Raw genomic sequence first — 19,640 nt, 5'->3', positions numbered from 1 at the left:
CGCCGTCCTTGCCGCTGGTACGCAATCCATACTTGCGAGCCAATTAGGGGTGACGCAGCAGGTAGTGAGCAAATGGTTGCGTCGAGGCTGGGTTCCACTTCGCCGAGCGAACGAAATCGAAGCACGTTTCAAAATTTCTCGCGCTCGTCTGGTCAACCCGAAAATCATGATCTTGCTTTTAGACGCGACCGACAGCCGGTAAGTTCCAAAAAACTGAGTTTCTATTCGAACGCCACCGACCCGCAGGCGGCGCGTGGCCCTTTACGCCCAAATTCTGGAGAACACTATGAAACCATCATCAAACGCACCGTCATGCAGTTGTACTGCCGCGAGCTGATCAAGGGCTCGACTGTCATCCGCGCGTTCAATCGCTTCGCGCTGTGGGAGGCGTGATGGACGTTGCGCCGCCGACATTGTCGTCGGCCTTCACAGCCGAGGACGGATTCGAATCGACGCTGCCGCTGGCGCCGTCCGTTCTGCTCGCGCACGGTTGGACTGGGCTCAGCCGGCCAAGCCGCACCAGCGGCTAATCCTCGTGAGACGTGGCCTAGTGCGAACGATTCGGGATTTATTCACTATAGCTGCGTGGCGATGCCCGGCGGACTTGAGACTTATTCCAAGCGTGCCTTTGCGCCGAAGTGGGTCGGGATGGCCATAGACCTGATTCTCAAAAGCCACGGCAGTACTGCGGGCGAACTAACGTGGACCCGGATGAGGCACTCTCCGCGCCACGATGGCGCCGCTGGCAAACATGTGACCCAGGAATTCGTCTACTTCGTGACCGCTGTGCATTCGTCAAAATCGGTAAGACGACCGGGCAGCCAGGCAGCAGAATAGCCGGCCTGCAAACCGGTTGCCCGTATCCGATGACGCTGGCCGCGCATGAGCCGGGCGGCATCAAAGAAGAATTCGCGCTGCATCGCCGCTTCGCCGCGCAACGCGTCCGCGCCGATGGCGAGTGGTTCCACAACGAAGGCCCGCTGCGCGCATACGTTCAGGCGTTGGCCGTCAAGAAAATACCAGCCGGGACGGTAAATCCATGAGCGCGCTGGTCAAGTACGACCAGGCCCGGCTGGCGCTGGCAGCCTGCCGCAACGTGGACGACATCAAGGGATATTCGCGACAAATCTGAGGCGATGCGCCTCTACGCCAAGCAGGCGAACGACACCGAGCTGGAGCAGTGGGCCGCCGAAATCAAGCTGCGGGCGCAGCGCGCCATCGGGAAATCAGCGCCGGCCTGGAAAAGCAGAAGAATCAGGCCGCTCTTTCCCTCCGGCGGGAAGAGCAAAAACGAGACATTAAAGGACGCAGGTATCTCGACCTCGACGGCCCACCGATATGAGCAGCTGGCCACCATTCGCTGGCAGATGTCGAGGCGCTGATCGCTAAGCATAAAGATGCTGGCAAGCCAGTTTCTGCCAAAGCTGTGTTGGCCACATTTGCCAAACCGGCCGCAGCTGCGGCCTCGGCCCGGGCCGCCACCGTTCAAGCCTCCGATGCTCCCGCCGAGGTTGGGGCACTCGATAATCCCGACGCGCCTCACTTCGACGCTGACGAGAGTGTGCTTCAGCCTGGCGCAGCGCCGGCGCCCGACGCGCACTTCGACTCGACCGAAGAAAATTTGACCGCCGACGAGCTTCTCGCTGTAGAGCAGGCAGAGGTCGCGCGACTGAGCGACGAAATCGGCCAGCTCCGCAACCGCATCGCCGTGCTGGAACAGGGAAGCGACGCGGCGCAGCTGCTGGCGCTGGAACGCGACCGCGACGGTTACCCGCAACACTTCAACTGACCACTTCAACAAATGGGCCGCCGCGAACAAAAAGGCGATTGATTACAAGGCGCTGCTCGATCGACTGTGCAAGATCGCGGGCGTGTCGAAATACAGCGAATTGGCCGCACGCGTCACGCCGGCCGCGCGGAGCTGAAATGGCTGAGCTCGAACTACGTCCACTCCAGGTTCCTGTTGTCGCAGCTGCGCAGGACGCCTTCCGTCGTGCCAAGAACATCCTGATCCAAGCTCCGTGCGGGTTCGGCAAGACGGAGCTCGCCACGTACCTTCTCAAGATCACGAAGCGAAAAGGCAACCGGGGCGCGTTCATCATGGACCGCATCGCGCTGGTCAACCAAGCATCGGAGCGCTTCAAAAAATACGGCTTGAGCCACGGCGTAACGCAGGCGCAGCACGACGACTTCGACCCGCTCGAACCGATCCAGGTTTGCAGCCTGCAGACGATCTCTGGATCACGCGGATGGCCGGACGTGAAGCTGCAGATCATCGACGAATGCCATGTGCTTTCCAAGAAGCTGCGCGAACGTCTGGCTGCGCGCGAGCGCTACACCATCGGCCTGACGGCTACGCCGTTCACAAAGGGTCTGGGAAAATATTTTGACGTGGTCATCAACGCCGCTACCACAAACCAGCTGATCCGCGAGGGCTGGCTGGTGCCGTTCCGCGTCTTTGCCGCATCCGAGCCGGACATGGCGGGCGCAAAGGTTGTCGCGGGAGAGTGGAGCGAAAAGGAGGCCGAGTCGCGCGCCATGCCGATCATTGGAGACGTGGTCGACGGCTATAAGATGCATGGCCAGGGTGAGAAGTTCATTGCGTTCGCTTCGTCGGTATCCCATGCCGAGGAAATGCAACGCCAGTTCATGGTGGCCGGCGTCGTTTGCAACCTGTACACCTACCGCCAGACCGACGACGAGCGCAACGCCGCCGTCGAAGAGTTCCGCAAGCCGGACAGCTATATTCGCGGGCTGATCAGTATCGAGAGCCTGACGCGCGGCTTCGACGTGCCCGACGTTCGGGTGCTGATCCTCCGCGCGCCCGCTGCGCAAAGCCCTGGCGGTGCACATTCAGATGCTGGGCCGCGTGCTGCGCTGCTCGCCGGAGACTGGAAAGACCGAGGCGATCGTGCTCGATCACAGCGGCAACTGCATGCGCTTCTGGTCCGAAGTGCAGGATTTCTTCGAAAATGGCATTGAGGAGCTGGATGACGGCAAGCCGAAGGAAGCTAAGCCGACGGCCGAGAAGGAGAGCAAGCCGGCGAAGTGCCCGACCTGTTTCCACGTCCATGACGCGCGCCCCGCGTGCCCGTCTTGTGGCCATGTCTACGCCACATCCCGAGAGCTTCTGCACGTGGCCGGGACACTGGCAGAGGTGAAGCCTAGCGGGTCAGCGAAGCCAGCCATCACGCCGGAGGCGAGGGCCCGCTTCCACGCTGAGCTGCTGGGTTACGCCGCAGAGAAGGGCAAAAGCGCTTCATGGGTCAAAGCAAAATTCAAAGAAAAATATGACGCCTGGCCGCCATGCGCGTTGCCGGCGCCAGTCGAGGCGTCCACCGACACGCGCAGATGGATCACCTCCCGCAACATGGCTTATGCCGCGCGCACGAAGAAAGCCGCACGCGTATGAGCGACTTCCTACAATTCGTCCAAGCGAACCGAATCATCGTGCCGGATACGTTCACGCCTGGCCGCTGGATTCGTTGCCGGACCGAGAGCCACCCGCGCAAGAAGAACGGCAGCATCAAGCTGGCCGACGACGGCCTGGTCGGCTGGTGCCAGGACTACGCCGTGCACGCCGAGCCGGTGATGTGGCGCGCCAGCGATGACGCCGCTGCGATGGCCGCGCCAATCGACCGCGCCGCCATCGCACGCCGCCAGGAAGAGCGTCGCGCCGCTCTGTGTGAGGCCACTCTGGGCGCGCGCGCCTTCTACGAGAAGTGCGCACCGCTGCGCGACAGTCACCCGTACCTGGTGGGTAAGGGCCTGGGCGTGGCGGGCTGCGTCGGCCTGCGTGTCGACGCAGCCGGCTGGCTCGTGGTCCCGATGCTCTACAACGGCAAGATTCTCAGCGTGCAGCGCATTTCGCCAGACGGCGAGAAGAAATTCCATTTCGGCGCCACGACAAAGTGTGCGTATTACGCCCTCGAGCGGGCCGGTGCTGCCGTCACAGTTCTCGTCGAAGGCTTCGCCACCGGCCTGACTGTCTTCCAAGCCATCCCGAATTGCCGCGTCATCGTCGCGTTCAACGCCGGAAATCTTCCCGTCGTCGCGGATCGCATGGACCGCTCCGGTATGGGCGTCGTCTGCGCCGACAACGACCACGAGACTGCCGCGCGCATTGGGCGCAACCCTGGCCTTGATGCTGCCCACGCCGCCGCCGAGCTGCTGGGGGTGGGCGTCGCGGTGCCGGCGTGCGCTGGCAGCGACTGGAACGATTACGCCATGGAGAAGATCGAACTGGAGCTGGAAGGCCAGGCGTTTAGCTTCAGCCGGAAACGCACGGTGCTGCAGGTGCAGGCGAGCGTCTTCGCCGACATCAAGCTGAAGGTCATGCGGGAAGCGCGGCTGCTGCGCGCGAAGTAGGGCAGCAGCCTGCATTCGACTTCGTGCGAATTTCGTTCGAAGCCGAATGCAGTACCAGATAAAGGGTCGCGTTTGAAACACGGACCAGGTGGAGCGGACGACACCAGAAAAACGTGCAAGGGCCTGAATCGGCTCACACCGCAAAAAGACCGACAGCACCGTCGAACACCAAGGCACAGCACGAACAAGGCGCAGAGGGGGCCTTGCCGAGGCCTGAGAGCACAGGCCGAAGCGAACAGAGGTACAGAGTTGGAATGCTTGGCTCGTTCGGCAGGCGCATTCACCAGAGTGCGCCAATCGAAAGAGCGAGGGGGCGGCCTGGGCGAGCCGTAGCGGAACTGACCATCCGTGAATACGTCACTTTCGATACAAGTTTTTGCTGATTTTGCTCGGGGGGCCAGGAACACCTAACCCTCATACCTATCAACTGCGGAGGGGTTCCAACCAACCCCTCTAAATGACAACTATGGCCAAGAGAAAAGCATGACGAAAAACGACCGCCCGGTTCCCGCAAAGATTGAGCAGCGCCTGATGGAGTTACTGAAAATGAAGGAGTTCGATATGCAAGAAGTGACCTGGTGCCGCGCGACTTACTGGGCTCGCCGCGGCGACTGGCACGCCATCCTGGTGGCCTGCCACGACACGGCGCTGGCGCGGATCGCAACCGAAGCCGCGGCTGCCTGCGCGACCGAGGTGCGCCCATGAGCAAGCGCCCGATACTCACTCTGCGCTGGCCTGTCAAGACAGCGCCCGTACCGGACATCGTCTTCGTCGACGTGACCGAAGACAGCTCGCCGCCAGCGCTCAAACCTGTACGCGTTGCCACGCTGCCGCCAGTGGTGCGCAACACTGTGGAGCAAGAGCACTACCAAAACGTGGTGCGCATGCTTGATGGATGGGCCGACTGGATCAGAACAGGCGAGCCGATTGCCGAAGGCGCGCCAAGGCAATGCCTGGGCGCCCCGGATGCACGCATTCACAGCTTTGAGGACATGGAGATCGAGGTCAACAAGCGCCTGGTCCGCGAAGTGCATACGGCCGTCTGGGAGCTGCAGGTAATCGAGCGCGAGGCAGTTATGACCCATTACGGTCTCAAGACACGCGGCGTCTGGCGTGCAGACTTTGCCAAGGTGTTCGATCAGGCAGTCGACAGTTTGTTCAAGATCCTCAAGGACCGCGTGGCCTGTTGATGCTTCAGCAGCAGATCTTTTAGGGTAGCGAGGCGGCCCATTCTGCGCGATGATCTTGCTCGACGATGTTGTTGAGGTATTTGATTTGGCGCACCACGATCGGCACGCCGCGACCGGCGGTTATCGCATGTATCGCCGACATGATTGCGCCGCCGACGTTCGCTGAGCGACAGAACCTCCGGGGGGGCTGTGCCAGCGCAGTGCCGGTTTGCTATCTGGCGCCCTTGCGACGGGTGCAGAAGCCCACTAAGCCCAGGCCGGCCAACAGCATGGCGTAGCTTTCCGGCTCAGGCACTGCCGACACTACCCGTGCCACGGCGTCGGTGCTGAAGCGTATGCTTCCCATGACTTCTTGCTGGTTGGAATGCAAATAGCCGGACATCTTGTACGTTTGCGTGCCAGAGGTGAATTTGCTGTATGACTCCGTGAAATCCATCATTTCGGCGTTGTCCGACCCGTACCTGCTGCTTATGTCTCCTTGCATTCTGACATTCATGACCGCCGAGTCGCCCGGACCCAGAGGAGAGACCTCTCCGGAAATCTCTGCGACGGCGGAAAACATGATTCCTGTATTCGGACTTAAAATGAATGTACTGGAATGGGTCGTACTTGCGGACATCGATCCGTTCAAGAGCATGGCGCCATCAACGTGCGCCAGCGAACGCCAACTGCTTGCATCGGACCGGGTGCTTGCGAAGCCACCACGACTGCTGATTGAGGTTGTGCCCAAGGTGTGGATGGAATCGGCGGCGATGACCTCGTTTTCGAGGGTGTGCAAACTGAAGCTCCTATCCATGAACTCGGTAAAGACAATACTTGGAGTAATGTTGTCGTTCAAGTCGAGATCGATCAGCTGATACCGGTACTGGGAAATTCCGGCGGACATGTCGATCGATTGCGCATGGGCGGAGCTGCTTGCAATGGCGGCGGCGGCAGCCAGGACGCAATACGCTAGTCTAGAAGAAAATTTGGGCATTAGGTGCTTTCATGGTAAGCGGAGCCGGTTATCGACTACCTTGTATTATTGTAAACATATTGTATATGAATGGCTATTTCAAAAACCAAGCACAACACTGAGTTAATTTACAATGCTGGCCGGATCTTGCCGCAATGCACTGAGGTACAAGAAAATATGTACGCATGCGCTCCGATGCCGTTTTTGAATCTCTGCAAATAAATTTCCACAATTCATTGACACTACGGCCCGGCATAGTAGAATAGCTGCCATCGGACTTCTTGCGCCCGGAAATAAAGCCCGCACCGAAAGGTGGCGGGCTTTTTGCATTGGTCTGCGCGTTCCGGTTGACCTCATGCAAATATCGTCTACAATCGCACCTTCAACTGATTCATAGATTAACTAGACGCGGCAAGGTTCCCTGGTGGGAGCCTCCCGCGCACTCGGAAGAAGCGCAAAAGCCCCTGCCTCAGCAATGACGCAGGGGCTTTTGCATTGCGCGCCAGCTTTTCAATATCAACCAACTTTCTACGCCTCGCCCCTAACCGGTCGAGGCATTTTTCGTTCTACGCGCAGATAGGGTTGCAACCCGAAGAGCAGCTCGTCACTGCTTCTGCGCACCCATTTCAACGACGACCACTGACGAAGGAAATGTATGCAAAGCACCCTGAACCTTGCTGGGCTGGTAGCTGTGAGCACCGATGGCGAACTCCGTGCCTCGTCGCTCGTTCTTGCGCGCGGCATCGGGCAGCCACACGCGACAGTAATCAAACTGGCCCGAAAGCACGTGTCCGATTTGGAACAATTGGGCAGGGTCGGATTTGAAATCCAACCCTTTGACACGGAAGGAGGCATACAGCGCCGCGAGATCGCAATGCTCAATGAATCTCAATCCACGCTGCTGATCGCGCTGATGCGCAACAGTAAGAAGGTGGTCGAGTTCAAGATCGCCTTGGTGAAAGAGTTCTACCGCATGCGCGATGCTTTGTCGCGCGGCGAGCGCAACCTGTGGCAGCAGATGCAGGCATTGATCGCCAAAGAGGTGGCATCCGAAGTGCGCGCGTCGTTCGGCTCGCACCTGATGCTGGACCGAAAGCGCGAACTTCCAAGTTTGCGTGATGAGCGCCATTTGCTCGAGACCGCGATTCAACCCTCGCTGCTCAACTGACCTGTCCGGACGGCTCGCCATGACCGACACCACCAAGCCTGACAAGCGCAAGGTGCGCGCTTACATGGACCGGCGCACGCACGCCGAGCACGACGATCCACCACCAAGCCCCGACGACATTCGCCGAGAGCTGGGCTGGGGCCTCATCCCCCACAACGACGAAACGGAAGACCAGCCATGAGAATCTCAGGTGACCCGCAGCACCCGGACTACAACGCCGCCATGCTGCCCGCCGACGTGTACCTGAACGGCGAGCAGCTAGTCGGCTGCATCTTTGCGGACGAGGACGCAGGCGAGGCAATCTGTTACGCCCCTGACAAACGAGGGGGCCCATACCTGGTTGGCGACGAGATCGCTATCGATGTGAAGCGTGGGCATATCCGCATCGAGAAGATGACGGAGCCGGGCCCCGATGGCTTCGATGCCTGGATGCGCGCCCGCACGCAGGCGGCGCACGCCGCATACATGGCACGGCACAGCGCCGGCGGTAAGGCTTACCAATGACCAGCGCGCTTGTCCGGCTGGTAACCGCCGGCATCCTCGTGGCGCTGAGCTACATCGGTGCCGCAATGTATCCGACGCTCGGATGGGCGCTTGGGTGGCCCGCAGGGCTGGCGTATTGCTGGATCGTTCGCCCATGGCTGCGCGAGCCCCTGTTCGAGCGCCGGGCCGTTCAACAGCGCCCTGACGGGAAGAAGTAGCGCTACATGGCCTGGTCCAAGCTATCCCGGCAAGAACGCGGCTACGGCGCAGCATGGGATCGAGTTCGCAAGGTAGTGATGCAGCGGGACGGTGGCCTGTGTCAGGTGTGCCTCAAGGCGGGCCGCTACGGCGTCATCGCGTACGCGGTCGACCATGTGGTGAGCAAGGCCAAGTGCGCGGCGCTGTGCTGGTCTGACGCACGCACAGATGACCCCAGCAACCTCCAGGCGATCTGTGCACCGTGCCACGAGATCAAGACTGAGGTGGAACAAGGCAAGGCCAAGCGGCCGAAGGTTGTCATCGGGTTGGACGGCTGGCCAGTCTCTCCGCAGTAGGGGCGGGCAAGGGAAGCAGGAAAAATTCGTGCACGTGAAATGTTTCCCCCATGCATGTCACCAGCCGGGAAGTTTTCAGGCAATAACATTTCAAATCAACAACATACCGGGGTGGGTCGAAAGTGCACAAGGTTGCTTCTTACAGGACCGCGCTCTACCCATTTTTTCACACGGTCAAGATAGAAAAACGGTTTTTGGAGGACACATGCCAGGACCAGGCAGGAAGCCCGCCGGCCTGAAAATGGTCGCCGGCACGGAACGAAAAGACCGCAAGACCGAGGGCAACGCCGAGCTGCCGATCCTCTCGGACGTGCCGCCGGCGCCAGACTGGCTACCGAATGCCCACGCGATCAAAGAGTGGGACCGCCTCGCCGCGATCCTGACGGCGAACCGGCTGTTGACCGAAGGCGGGCTTTCCTCCCTCGGCATGATGTGCGCGCTGCACGGCAAGATCGTTCAGCTGTACGCGGCGGGCGAGGCGCCGACTGCGAGCATGGCCGGCACCTTGCGGAACTTGGCAAACGACTTCGGATTGACGCCAGTGGCACAGGGCAAGGTGAAACCAGTTGGCGAAACAGACAAAGGGAACAGGTTCGCCGGCAATGGCAAGCGAACAGCGTGATTACATCGCGATCGCCATCGAATATGCCGAGGCTGCGGTCGCCGATACGGATCGAAAACGGTTCGGCAAGTGGGTCCGGCTGGCTGCAAAGCGCTTTCTGGATGACCTGAAACGGGCCAAAAAGAAGGGGAACAGCTTCAAGTTCGATGCCTGGCACGCGACGGACGCCTGCGATTTCATCGAAAAACTGCCGCACGTCGAGGGCACTTGGGACACCGAGAACGTGGTCATGCACTCGTCGCACATCTTGTTCGTGGTGAACCTGTTCGGTTTCCGCAATCAGGATGGCACGCGGCGCTTTACGACCGGGCTGTTCGCGGTGGCCAGGAAGAACGCTAAGTCATTCCTCTGCTCGGCGATCCTGCTGTACTGCTTCTGCTGCGAGACCGAGAATGGGCCGCAGGTGATCAGTGCGGCGACGACCGGCTCTCAGGCGCGCATCGTTTTCAACGTCGCCAAGCGCATCGTGGAGAAACTGGCAGACCTACGCGAGGCGTTCACCCTGGAGCCGTTCGCCAATGCGATCGCCCGCTACGAAGTCGGCGGAACGTTCAAGCCGATCAACGCAAAGGCCAGCACGCAGGACGGCCTGAACCCGTCGCACTGCGGCATCGATGAGATTCACGCTCACAAGAATCATGATCTGCTGAACGTGCTCAAGTCGGCGGCCGGCGCGCGCCGCAACCCGCTGTTCCTGTACACGACGACCGAGGGCTACGAGAGCCCGGGGCCGTGGGCAGAGATTCGACACTTCGCGAAGCAGCTGCTCGAAGGTGTCGTCGAGGCCGACCACTTCCTGGCCATCTACTTCGCGGTAGACGACGAGGACAAAGGCGAAGGCACGCCGGCGGATGACGACTTCGACGAATCGAAGTGGATCAAGGCCAATCCGCTGATGGAAGTGAACCCGCTCCTGATGAAGGAGATTCGGAAAGAGGCGGTCGAGGCGAAGTCAATGCCAGGCCGGCATGCGGAATTCAAGATCAAACGGCTGAATCGCCCCTCCGCGGCCGCCGGTGGGTGGGTGAATCTCGTCAAGTGGAAGGCTTGTACCGGCGCTGTCGACCTGGAATGGCTGCGGCAATACCCCTGCTGGGGCGGCCTGGACCTGGCAAGTACACGCGATTTGACCTCGTTTCGGCTGGTCTGGAACGTGGAGGGCGTGCTCTACACGCACGGCTGGCGGTTCGTGCCGGCGGCGGCAGTGCATGGGCGCACCGAGCGCGGCCTCGTGCCCTATCAGGCATGGGTGCAGGCCGGGATCCTGATCGAATCCGGCGGCGAAGTGACCGATTACGACGCCGTCGAGGAATGCATCCTGGCGGCGACTACGCGGTTCAACGTGCAGATGATCGGATACGACTCATGGAACGCGAAGCAGCTGGTGCAGAAGTTGCAGGCGGCCGAGGTGCCATTGCAGGAGTTCATCCAGGGTGGAAAGAGTTACCACCCGGCGATGCAGGCGCTGGAAGTCTCGTACGTCGAGGGCAACCTGGCGCACGGCAACGACCCGGTACTGAACTGGTGCGCGTCGAACCTGATCGCGCGCACTGACCAGAACATGAACACGGCGCCGGACAAGAAGAAGGCGCCGGAAAAGATCGATGACATCGTCGCTTTGCTGATGGCAATCGGCGTGATGCAGACAGCTGAACCTGACAAGGGTGGCACCCTTGACGACTACCTTTCGGACCAATAACGCATGAAATTATTCAGTAAAGCAGCGGCCACCGGCCTGGCTCTGAAAAGCATCTACTTTTCGATCCGGGAAGCAGTGGCCTATCGCGGCGTGCGCGATGCGAATAAGGACATCACGATCAATCACGGCGACATGCGCCACGGTACGCCCGGCGTGAACGCCGCGCTGCAACTGTCCGTGGTCTGGTCGTGCGTGCGTTTGATCGCCGAGACGATCGCCACGCTGCCGCTGATCACCTACGAGCGCAAGGTCGTGGACGGCCGCGAAATCCGCTTGGTGGCGCGCGAGCACCCGCTGTACTACCTGCTGCACGACTCGCCGAACGCTGACATGACGGCGGTGGAGTTCTGGGAAGCGGTGATCTCGCAGATTTGCCTATGGGGAAACGCCTACTGCCTGAAAAGCTACGGCGCCGCCGGCCGCATTGTAGCCTTGGATCCGCTAAACCCGGCGCTGATGACCGTTCGGCGCAGCGCAGACGGCGCGCTGAGCTACCTGTACGCGGATGCGCGTGGTCAAAAGCAGTTTGCAGAGGGTGATATTTGGCATATCAAGGGCTTCGGCACCGATGGCTTGATGGGGATATCGCCGATCACGGCGGGCTGGCGGTCGATGTCGGGCGCCACGGCAACCGAGAACGCGTCGGCCAGCACCTTCACGAACAACATGCGCACTGCGGGCGTGGTCTCCGTCAAAGAATTTTTGAACATCGACCAGCGAAAGCAGATGAAAGAGAAGGTGATGGGCGCCGTGTTTGGCGATTCCCGCACCGGCCAGCTTCAGCTGCTCGAAGGCGGCGCCGAGTTCACGCAGCTCTCGATGCACCCAGCCGACGCGCAGATGTTGGAGACGCGGGCGTTCAGCGTCGAAGACCTGTGCCGCTGGTTCGGCATGCCGCCGTCGATGATCGGTCACGGCACCGCGGTGTCGAACTGGGGCACCGGGCGCGAGCAGATCAACCTGAACCTGATCCAGTACGTGCTGCGTGCCTACATGGTCCGGATCGAGCAGGGCATCAAGAAGTCGCTGATGACGCCAGTGGAGCGCGCGCGCTTCTTCTCGGAATACAGCGTTGAGGGCCTGCTGCGCGGTGACAGCGTGACCCGGTTCCAGGTGTATTCGACCGCAATTCAAAACAGCATCAAGACGCCGAACGAGTGTCGCGCGCTCGAGAACGATCCGCCCCTGGAAGGCGGCGACGTGCTGGTCATTCAGAGCAATCTGGTGCCACTCACGATGCTGGGCAAGATCACAAGTACCGCCCAAACGGCGAAATCCGCCATGTTGTCCTGGCTTGGAATCAAGGAAAAAGACGATGACCATTCTGCATAAATCGATTGAGCTGGAGCTCAAAAGCCTGACCGAGAAAGGCAATTTCTCCGGATACGGCTCGGTGTTCAACGTCATCGACAAGGGCGGCGACATCGTTGCCCCCGGCGCGTTCGCGGAAAGCCTGGCCAAGTGGCAGAAGACCGGCCGCACGGTGCCGGTGCTGTGGCAGCACCAGTCGGATCAGCCGATCGGCGCGTGGGAGGCCTTGAAAGAAGATGACTACGGGCTGCTCGGCGAGGCGTCGCTGTGGCTCGACGACGCGCCGTATGCCCGTCTGGCGCACAAGGGCATGAGCACCAAGACGATCACCGGCCTGTCGATCGGGTACCGCGTCAAGGAGCACAGCGTCAACAAGGACACCGGCGTCTACACGCTGCAGAAGCTCGAGCTGGTGGAAATCAGCGTGGTTACTAACCCGGCGAACGATGACGCGCGCGTGGCCGACGTCAAGAGCCTGATCGAAGCTGGGCGCATGCCGACACTTCCTGAATTCGAAAAGTTCCTGTGCGATGCAGGCGGCTTTTCACGAACGCAGGCCAAAGCCATCGCCGGCAGCGGCCTGTCGAAACTGCTTACTCGGTGCGAGGCCGAGGGCGATCTTGGCGACACGCTGGCCCTTTTGAAGGCTTTCAGCGTTCCGTAATTCACGCTTCACCCTCCCTCAACAGGCCCGCCACTCGCGGGCCTTTTTTATTCTAGGAACAAAAATGGCTACCGAAATCGACGTAAAGCAGGAACTGACCAAAATCAGCGACCAACTCAAGGAGCACGGCCAAAAGGCTTTGTCCGAAGCCCAGCGCGGCATCGCCATGTCGGAAGGCGTGAAGCAGACCGTCGACGAGCTGCTGGTCAAGCAGGGGAATTTCGCTGCGCAGCTGGCCGAACTCGAGCAAAAGGCCGCGCGCCGCCAGACCGAGCAAACGCAAGGCGCCAAGTCGCTCGGCGCTATGTTCGTCGACAACGATGCCTTCAAAAAAGCACACGAATCCGGCGAATTGCATCGCAAGGGTGGCCGCATCACCCTCGATATCGAAACGAAGGCGGTCCTCACGGCAAATACCGGTGCTGGCGTAATCGCCGATCGCCAGCCAGGCATCATCACCCAACCGCAGCGCCGCCTGACGATCCGCGATCTGATTGCGCCTGGCCGCACGGCATCCAACATGATCACCTACATGAAGGAAACCGGCTTCACCAACAACGCGGCGCCTACTGCTGAGGGCGCCCGCAAGCCGGAATCGAGCATTGTCCTGACGCAATCGACCGCGCCGGTTATCAAAATCCCTCACTTCATGAAAGCATCGACCGAAATTCTCGATGACTTCCCAGCGCTGCAATCGTACATCGACGAGCGTCTGACCTACGGGCTGAAACTTGCCGAAGAAAATCAGATGCTCAAGGGTTCGGGTGTCGGCAATAACTTGAACGGCATTTACACGCAGGCGTCGGCTTACGTGGCCCCGATCGCCATCGCCGGCGCCACCCACATCGACATCCTGCGCTTGGCGCTGCTGCAAGCCGACCTTGCCGAATACCCATCGGATGGCCTGGTGCTGCACCCATCGAATTGGGCCGGTATCGAGCTGCTGAAGGACACCACCGGACAGTACATCATCGGCAACCCTCAAGGCACGCTGGCGCCAACGCTGTGGGGCCGCCCTGTTGTGACCACCCAAGCCATGTCCATCGCCACATTCCTCGCTGGCGCCTTCCGCATGGGCGCCCAAGTGTTCGACCGCCTGCTTGCATCGGTCTCGGTTGCCACGGAAAACGAAGACGATTTCGTCATGAACTTGGTCACGATCCTGATCGAAGAGCGCTTGGCCCTGGTGGTCAACCGTCCCGAGGCGTTCGTCAAAGGCGCGCTGGCGTAATCAACCCCGCCGGCGGCGCAACACGGCCGCCGGCCACCAGGAGAACGACATGGCAGTAACGAAAATCAAAGCGATCGACCAGTTCTCGCACGGCCGCCTGAGCATGGCCGCTGGCGACACAGACACGATCGAGCTGGTCGAGGCGCACGAACTGGCAAAGGCGGGTTTGGTCGAGATCGTCAAGGAGCGTCACACACCAGCGGAAGCGAGCGAGCCAGCGCCGCAGGCAGAAGCGGCCGACTCGCGTGATGCCGGCGCCAAGATGGCGGCCGCACCTGAGAACAAGATGGATGACGCGGCCTTGAACAAAACCCACAAATCGAAGGCGAAATAATCATGTCGAAAACCATCCGCCTGCTTTCAACGTACAAGGGCCATCGCCCCCAGACCATCCTGACGGTGGATGACGCGACGGCGACCGCGCTGCTGGCCGGCGGACTGAATGCAACCACCGATCTTACTGGCGGTGTTCGCTATGTGCCACCGATTCCTCCGCCACAAGTGCTGCCTGCCGCGTTTCAAATCGATGCCAACGGGGCCGTCTCCTTGGTCGGTGCCGGCTTCCAGGTAGCCGTGCCGACAGGTGGCACGCGCCGCCGCGCGGTATTTGTGGGCGATTCGTTGACACAGCACGGCCAGCCCGGCAAGACCGGCCCCGAATACCAGCTGCAGTTTTCGATCACCACGATCACCAGCGCTGCCAATTTCGGCGGCATTACATGGATCGCTTACGCCATGGTAGACGGCCGGGCCAATGGTGGTGTTGCTCAAAGTGTAGCGGGCAATCTTTTCACCGACAGCCGCGGCTGGGCTGCTTGGCAGGCCGCCGGCGACACCATCGGGCAGTACGTGGACGTGAGCGTCGGCGGTTGGCACTATTTGAAAAGCGGGACGTACGCAAATTCCGGCATCACCCTGGCCGTGCGTGGTGCGTCCGCGCCTGTGCCAAACGCCACCTCTGCTGTCCAAACTGCAGGATCGCCAATTACCAGCGACTACAACCTGATCGGCTATGTTGCATGGGTCGCCGGCGCGTTCGGGGATACGTTCTACGATTACGAAGCCTTCGCAATTGCTGGCGCCAGCTCGGCCGACATACTTAAGTTTGCACCTCAAGCGTTTCTGCTGGACACCGAGGTTGCGGTGATCATGGGCGGCGTCAATGACCTGCCGACCACCGACGCCGCATGCAACGTTACCGTCGCCAATCTCAAGGGAATAATTGACATTGCCTCCGCGAAGGCGCGCCGGGTCTATGTCCAAGAGATTTTCCCGAACCCATCGGCAACGCCGGCAATCGTTAAAAATCTGGCGTACGTTTCGCAGATGATCAAGGCATATTGCGCTACCAAGAAGAACGTCAAGTTCGTCAGCGCGTACGGCAAGATGGTGAACGCGAATACCTGGGTGGTCGGCTCCGGCGCCGGCGGCCGCGCCGGCGTGTTCAACCCTGCCGACAACCTGCACACGCAGCCCTACGGCGGATGGATCGGCGGCAGCGCAGTCGTCGACGCAATGTCCAAGGACTACCCGATCGAGGCCCCGGAATACACCACGCTGGATACGTGGAATCCTGTTCTGCAAATTGGCTCGCTCAACACCAACCCGACGCTGAGAGGATCGGCTGGCGCGGGGTCTGGATCAAACGGTATTACCGGCCCTATTCCTGACGGGTGGACCGGCGCGCGTAGTGGCGGCGGCGTGCAGGTCTGCGTGACCTCGTTTAAACCAGCTCCTGATGGCGGCTTGGATTTGTTCGCCATGGCAGTATCCGGAGCGGGCGCAGCGGGCGAGTACCACGAGATCAGCCAGATTGTTCCACTTCCCACGAACGTGACCGCAGGCGACTATGTGCAGCTGGTCGCTGAAACATGCATTCTTAGCACCACTGGAAATGGTATCGGCACCTTAACGATTTATGCAGCCGGTGGCGCCACTCAACTCCCATACCTGCTGCAAACATCGCGTGCGATCCAGACATTCACCACTGAGGCGCCAGTGCTCAAGCTGCGCAGCTTCCCGATGGAGATACTGCAAGGCGTGACCTCCTTCACCATGCGGCTGCGGGTCGGATGCGCTTACACGGCGGGCGTCAGCGGCGCCGGCGAGATCGGTTTCCGTAAATTTCGCTTCGAGAAATGCGCGGCGCCGGTGTACGGGGTCCAGTGATGGCAATTCGTCTAGTTGCTCCTCCTGTCGCGATGGCGGTGTCCATGGTCGATGCACGCGCGGCCGCTCGCGCGAATGGGAACGATCAGGATGCAGAAATCGAGATCCGTGTGCGCGCGGTGACCGCCGAAGCCGAACACTTCACCGGCCAATCGATCATCAACCGCACGTACGAGGTGACGCTGCCAGGCTTTGCCGAACAGATCGCACTGCCGTCGTCGCCACTGGCGGAAGTGGTCAGCCTGAAATACCTCGACGCTGACGGCGCCACGCAAACGCTCGGGGCGGGCGCCTACGTGGTCGACCTCAAAATTCTGCCGGGGTTTGTCGCGCGCGCGCCGGGCACCAGCTGGCCAGCAACGAAGGACCACCCACAGGCCGTGACGCTGACCGTGGTTTGCGGGTATGGCCCCGACGAGACCACCACGCCACCAGCGTTCAAGGGGTACATCGTGGCCAAGGTGCGCGAGTTCTTTGCGCCGGCGGGCACGCCTGAATCGCCCCACCTCATCAGGGGGCTGGATGGCGAGAAGGTGCACAGCTGATGGCCGCGCCCTTCAAGTGCGACGAGAAGGTTTCGATCGAGCGCAAGACCGGTGCGACCGATCCGGACAGTGGCGTCGAGCTCGATGTGTGGGAAGTCGTGTACGACCACTATTGGGCCTCCGTGCAGGACTCACTGCCGAGCCGGTCGGAGTCGACCAAGAACGGCATGAGTATCGATGTGCTGCCGTCCCGCCTACGCATGCAGGGCGCCGGCGGCGCAACCACTGAAATGCGCGCGGTCCTGCACAGCCGCGGCGACCGCATCGCGCAGATTATCTCGGGGCCGGCCATGCTGGACGACCGGGTTCACTACGAATTCATGATCGAGGGGTTCAAACATGGCTGATTCAAACATTCGCGGCGGTCGCGAGCTGTCGGCGTTCCTCTCGGCGCTGCCAGCGAAGCTCGAGAAAAACATTATGAGGTCCGCGCTGCGCGCCGGCGCTGTGGTTATCCGGGACGAGGCCAAAGCCAATGTGCCCGTCGACCAGGGGCTGCTCCAGAAGAGTGTACGGATCTCCAGCGGCACAAAGCGCGGCACCGTTACAGGCACCGTGAAGGCTGGCGGCCGAATGGCGCCGCACGCGCACCTGGTCGAATATGGCACGCGGCCGCACAAAATCGAGCCCAAGGACGCCGATGCCCTGGCGATTAACGGTACGCCGTTCCGCTCCGTCGAGCACCCGGGCGCTCGGCCGCAGCCATTCATGCGGCCGGCCCTCGATGCAAAAGCGCCGCAAGCTATCGAGGCAATCGCGGCGCAGATACGCAAACGGCTTACCGCAGAAGGCATCAACGTCCCGGCGCCAGAAATCGTATGAGCGATTGGAAAATCATCCGCGCGCTGCTCGCTGCCGACGCGCCGCTGGCCGCGGTCGTCGGGCCGCGCATTGTCGCGGGCACGTTGAAGTCGACGGTGGTTCTGCCGGCGTTGTCGATTCAATCGATATCGAACGTACCGCACGCGCGCGTCGCCGACACCGCCACGACCGTGCTCACAACAAGCCGCACTCAGGTGACTGTGCACGCCAAAAATATCGTACAGCAGGCCGAGATCATCCGCCTGGTTGGAAGTGCGATTCGCGGCGGCCGGCGTGAGGTAGCCGGCATCATGGTTGCCGATATCCAGCGTGACCTCATCGGCCCGGACATGAGCAACGAGAACGCCGGAATCTTCGAGCAGACCCGCGACTTCCGCATCAAGTACTACGACCCGATTTAAGTTTTTTAACCTGCCTGCCTGAGCATTCCGCCCGGCAGGTTTTTGCATTGAAAGGCAATATCATGAGCGGTGAAAATGTTACGACCGTCGCGGAAAGTTCCCTGTGGGTTTCCGTGGCAGCACCAGCAACCTACAACGCGGCCGGCTTTCTCGCGCTGACCTGGACCAAGATTGGCGAGATCACCAATATGGGTTCGGTCACCGGCCGCGCCTACAACAATTCGACGCATGCCCCGGTCGATACCGCGCAGCAGATTCAGAAGAAGGCCAGCTACACGCTGGGCGAATCGGAATTCATGATGGGCTGGGACGAAGAAGACGAGGGCCAGATCATCGTCGACGATGCCAGCCGCACATACGACATCCTGTCGTTCAAGCTCATCAAGCAGGATGGGGCGCTGCGCTACTTTACCGCCCAGGTTTCAACGTTCGTCGAGAACAACGGCGCGGTCGATGACATCGTGCAGGGCTCGCTGACGCTGTTGCGCCAGAAAGACACGATCCGCGTCGCTGCTATCTAACCTCCACCGGCCAACCGGCCATCACAAGCACCGGCTGGTCGCTGTCGCCTTCGTGGGCGCGGCGGCCGGCACGGGCATTTCTCTACCCACGAAAAGGAATCACCATGTTCAATCTGAAAAACCTCGCTATTGCCGCTACCGCTGATATGCCCGTCCGTGACGCTTCGGGCGAGGCGCAGTTCAACGAAAAGGGCGAACCGCTGACCATCACTCTGCACAGCCCCGGCACCAAGGAATTCCAGAAGGCCAAGCACGCCGCCGATGAGCGCAACAGCACCCGCGTGTTCGGCCGCATGCAAGGCAAGTCGGAGAGCAAGCAGTCGGCCGACGACAAGAACATCGAGCGCGCCGAGTTTCTGGCCGCCGTGACCGCGTCGTTTAACGGCGGTGCTGGCTTGGAGGGCAAAAAGGGCTTCGAGCTGTTCAAGGCGACGTACGCCGACATCGAAATCGGCCACATCGCTGACGACGCCGAAAAATTCCTCGGTGACCGTGGAAATTTCAAAAAGCCCTCGCCGACTGCCTAAGCCTGTACGTCCGGCAGACGGCGTGGCTTCACGCGGTGCCGGACCCTCCTGGCAAGAAGCCTGCGGGGGCGCAGCTCTCCCGGCTGGACCGTTACAAGCGCGACAAAGTCCAGCCGGACATGCCACCAATCGACGGTGGCGAGTACCTGATCAATTATTTTTGGGAAGTCGGCCCTGTCATGGCGGGGATGGACGGGCCAGTTGTCATTTCGCAGGCCGAGATCCGCGCATGGCAGGAGAACGCCGGGATCGACCTGCAGCCATGGCAGACCGGCCTGCTCCGACGCTTGTCGCAGGACTACCTGGCGCAGTCCCACGCGGCGAAGGATTCAGCCTGCAAGCCGCCGTACGGCCAGCTGTACCGATCCCCTAACCTTTCCAAGCTGATCGACGCCGCGCTCGACTAGCGC

The 19,640-nt window shown here is 60.9% G+C and carries 29 protein-coding genes and 1 pseudogene; 28 read left to right on the top strand and 2 right to left on the bottom strand.

The window, feature by feature from the left end; translation table 11 throughout:
* The first annotated feature begins 49 nt into the window (after nt 1-49).
* From CR152_RS35145 to CR152_RS32180, 9 genes are all read left to right on the top strand, one after another.
* Nucleotides 50-202: a hypothetical protein gene (locus tag CR152_RS35145; protein ID WP_370663872.1), complete on the top strand. Its 153-nt coding sequence runs from the start codon at nt 50-52 to the stop codon at nt 200-202.
* Nucleotides 203-638: 436 nt separating this feature from the next.
* A complete protein-coding gene (locus CR152_RS35140; protein ID WP_099881836.1) occupies nt 639-1,043 on the top strand; it encodes a GIY-YIG nuclease family protein in 405 nt (134 codons plus the stop codon).
* 93 nt (nt 1,044-1,136) lie between these two features.
* The gene (locus tag CR152_RS32205; protein ID WP_099881834.1) at nt 1,137-1,382 is read left to right on the top strand and encodes a hypothetical protein; all 246 of its coding nucleotides are present in this window, start codon (nt 1,137-1,139) and stop codon (nt 1,380-1,382) included.
* Nucleotides 1,383-1,429: 47 nt separating this feature from the next.
* Nucleotides 1,430-1,789 (top strand): hypothetical protein, encoded by a 360-nt coding sequence (locus CR152_RS32200; protein ID WP_099881832.1) that lies wholly within the window; start codon nt 1,430-1,432, stop codon nt 1,787-1,789.
* Nucleotides 1,790-1,926: 137 nt separating this feature from the next.
* Nucleotides 1,927-2,982: a DEAD/DEAH box helicase gene (locus CR152_RS32195; RefSeq protein WP_099881830.1), complete on the top strand. Its 1,056-nt coding sequence runs from the start codon at nt 1,927-1,929 to the stop codon at nt 2,980-2,982.
* A complete protein-coding gene (locus CR152_RS33505) occupies nt 2,912-3,412 on the top strand; it encodes a hypothetical protein (protein ID WP_157778870.1) in 501 nt (166 codons plus the stop codon). The genes CR152_RS32195 and CR152_RS33505 overlap by 71 nt, the downstream gene beginning before the upstream one ends.
* Nucleotides 3,409-4,368, top strand: a complete 960-nt coding sequence (locus CR152_RS32190) for a toprim domain-containing protein (RefSeq protein WP_157778419.1) — start codon at nt 3,409-3,411, stop codon at nt 4,366-4,368. Before CR152_RS33505 ends, CR152_RS32190 begins: the two co-directional genes overlap by 4 nt.
* Nucleotides 4,369-4,851: 483 nt before the next feature.
* Nucleotides 4,852-5,073: a hypothetical protein gene (locus CR152_RS32185; RefSeq protein ID WP_099874817.1), complete on the top strand. Its 222-nt coding sequence runs from the start codon at nt 4,852-4,854 to the stop codon at nt 5,071-5,073.
* Nucleotides 5,070-5,558 (top strand): hypothetical protein, encoded by a 489-nt coding sequence (locus tag CR152_RS32180; RefSeq protein ID WP_099874818.1) that lies wholly within the window; start codon nt 5,070-5,072, stop codon nt 5,556-5,558. Before CR152_RS32185 ends, CR152_RS32180 begins: the two co-directional genes overlap by 4 nt.
* Before the next feature lie 43 nt (nt 5,559-5,601).
* Here CR152_RS32180 and CR152_RS34595 read toward each other — a convergent pair.
* Both CR152_RS34595 and CR152_RS34590 read right to left on the bottom strand, forming a co-directional pair.
* Nucleotides 5,602-5,709 (bottom strand): annotated as a pseudogene (locus CR152_RS34595) (IS6 family transposase); the annotation flags it as partial.
* A gap of 60 nt (nt 5,710-5,769) precedes the next feature.
* Complete coding sequence (locus CR152_RS34590; protein ID WP_229413336.1) at nt 5,770-6,534, bottom strand: PEP-CTERM sorting domain-containing protein; 765 nt, start codon at nt 6,532-6,534, stop codon at nt 5,770-5,772.
* Between the two features lie 634 nt (nt 6,535-7,168).
* On the opposite strand from CR152_RS34590, the gene CR152_RS32165 reads away from it, so the two are divergent.
* The 19 genes from CR152_RS32165 (at nt 7,169) to CR152_RS32080 (ending at nt 19,637) form a co-directional block, all read left to right on the top strand.
* Entirely contained in the window at nt 7,169-7,681 is a 513-nt protein-coding gene (locus CR152_RS32165) for a Rha family transcriptional regulator (RefSeq protein ID WP_099874819.1), read from the top strand.
* Between the two features lie 19 nt (nt 7,682-7,700).
* Entirely contained in the window at nt 7,701-7,862 is a 162-nt protein-coding gene (locus CR152_RS33725; RefSeq protein ID WP_167399881.1) for a hypothetical protein, read from the top strand.
* Complete coding sequence (locus CR152_RS32160; RefSeq protein WP_099874820.1) at nt 7,859-8,185, top strand: hypothetical protein; 327 nt, start codon at nt 7,859-7,861, stop codon at nt 8,183-8,185. The genes CR152_RS33725 and CR152_RS32160 overlap by 4 nt, the downstream gene beginning before the upstream one ends.
* On the top strand, nt 8,182-8,382 hold the full coding sequence (locus tag CR152_RS33945; protein ID WP_099874821.1) for a hypothetical protein: 201 nt from the start codon (nt 8,182-8,184) through the stop codon (nt 8,380-8,382). The genes CR152_RS32160 and CR152_RS33945 overlap by 4 nt, the downstream gene beginning before the upstream one ends.
* A 6-nt stretch (nt 8,383-8,388) precedes the next feature.
* A complete protein-coding gene (locus tag CR152_RS32150) occupies nt 8,389-8,718 on the top strand; it encodes an HNH endonuclease (RefSeq protein ID WP_099881828.1) in 330 nt (109 codons plus the stop codon).
* 205 nt (nt 8,719-8,923) lie between these two features.
* A complete protein-coding gene (locus CR152_RS32145) occupies nt 8,924-9,340 on the top strand; it encodes a hypothetical protein (protein WP_099875048.1) in 417 nt (138 codons plus the stop codon).
* On the top strand, nt 9,321-11,039 hold the full coding sequence (locus tag CR152_RS32140) for a terminase large subunit (RefSeq protein WP_099881826.1): 1,719 nt from the start codon (nt 9,321-9,323) through the stop codon (nt 11,037-11,039). Before CR152_RS32145 ends, CR152_RS32140 begins: the two co-directional genes overlap by 20 nt.
* Nucleotides 11,040-11,042: 3 nt before the next feature.
* Nucleotides 11,043-12,371, top strand: coding sequence for a phage portal protein (locus CR152_RS32135; RefSeq protein WP_099881824.1), 1,329 nt, complete (start codon nt 11,043-11,045; stop codon nt 12,369-12,371).
* Nucleotides 12,355-13,014: an HK97 family phage prohead protease gene (locus CR152_RS32130; protein ID WP_099881822.1), complete on the top strand. Its 660-nt coding sequence runs from the start codon at nt 12,355-12,357 to the stop codon at nt 13,012-13,014. The genes CR152_RS32135 and CR152_RS32130 overlap by 17 nt, the downstream gene beginning before the upstream one ends.
* A 64-nt stretch (nt 13,015-13,078) precedes the next feature.
* Nucleotides 13,079-14,245 (top strand): phage major capsid protein, encoded by a 1,167-nt coding sequence (locus CR152_RS32125; protein WP_099874824.1) that lies wholly within the window; start codon nt 13,079-13,081, stop codon nt 14,243-14,245.
* Nucleotides 14,246-14,294: 49 nt separating this feature from the next.
* Nucleotides 14,295-14,579: a hypothetical protein gene (locus tag CR152_RS32120; protein ID WP_099874825.1), complete on the top strand. Its 285-nt coding sequence runs from the start codon at nt 14,295-14,297 to the stop codon at nt 14,577-14,579.
* A 2-nt stretch (nt 14,580-14,581) separates the two neighbouring features.
* A complete protein-coding gene (locus CR152_RS32115; protein ID WP_099881820.1) occupies nt 14,582-16,414 on the top strand; it encodes an SGNH/GDSL hydrolase family protein in 1,833 nt (610 codons plus the stop codon).
* Entirely contained in the window at nt 16,414-16,959 is a 546-nt protein-coding gene (locus tag CR152_RS32110) for a head-tail connector protein (RefSeq protein ID WP_157778421.1), read from the top strand. The genes CR152_RS32115 and CR152_RS32110 overlap by 1 nt, the downstream gene beginning before the upstream one ends.
* Nucleotides 16,959-17,306 carry a head-tail adaptor protein gene (locus CR152_RS32105; RefSeq protein ID WP_099874828.1) on the top strand — a complete coding sequence of 116 codons (348 nt, stop codon included), beginning with the start codon at nt 16,959-16,961 and terminating at the stop codon, nt 17,304-17,306. The genes CR152_RS32110 and CR152_RS32105 overlap by 1 nt, the downstream gene beginning before the upstream one ends.
* Nucleotides 17,299-17,781 (top strand): HK97-gp10 family putative phage morphogenesis protein, encoded by a 483-nt coding sequence (locus CR152_RS32100; protein ID WP_099881818.1) that lies wholly within the window; start codon nt 17,299-17,301, stop codon nt 17,779-17,781. The genes CR152_RS32105 and CR152_RS32100 overlap by 8 nt, the downstream gene beginning before the upstream one ends.
* Entirely contained in the window at nt 17,778-18,182 is a 405-nt protein-coding gene (gp17, locus tag CR152_RS32095; RefSeq protein ID WP_099881816.1) for a tail completion protein gp17, read from the top strand. Before CR152_RS32100 ends, gp17 begins: the two co-directional genes overlap by 4 nt.
* A gap of 62 nt (nt 18,183-18,244) precedes the next feature.
* Nucleotides 18,245-18,703 (top strand): hypothetical protein, encoded by a 459-nt coding sequence (locus tag CR152_RS32090; RefSeq protein ID WP_099881814.1) that lies wholly within the window; start codon nt 18,245-18,247, stop codon nt 18,701-18,703.
* A 104-nt stretch (nt 18,704-18,807) separates the two neighbouring features.
* Nucleotides 18,808-19,230: a hypothetical protein gene (locus CR152_RS32085; RefSeq protein ID WP_099881813.1), complete on the top strand. Its 423-nt coding sequence runs from the start codon at nt 18,808-18,810 to the stop codon at nt 19,228-19,230.
* A gap of 35 nt (nt 19,231-19,265) precedes the next feature.
* Nucleotides 19,266-19,637: a hypothetical protein gene (locus tag CR152_RS32080; RefSeq protein ID WP_099881811.1), complete on the top strand. Its 372-nt coding sequence runs from the start codon at nt 19,266-19,268 to the stop codon at nt 19,635-19,637.
* Nucleotides 19,638-19,640 lie beyond the last annotated feature (3 nt).

Origin of the sequence: Massilia violaceinigra (assembly GCF_002752675.1) — a bacterium.
Classification (GTDB): Bacteria; Pseudomonadota; Gammaproteobacteria; order Burkholderiales; family Burkholderiaceae_D; genus Telluria_A; species Telluria_A violaceinigra.
The sequence above is the reverse complement of the archived record's forward strand: the minus strand, read 5'-3'. Positions and strand labels throughout refer to the sequence as shown.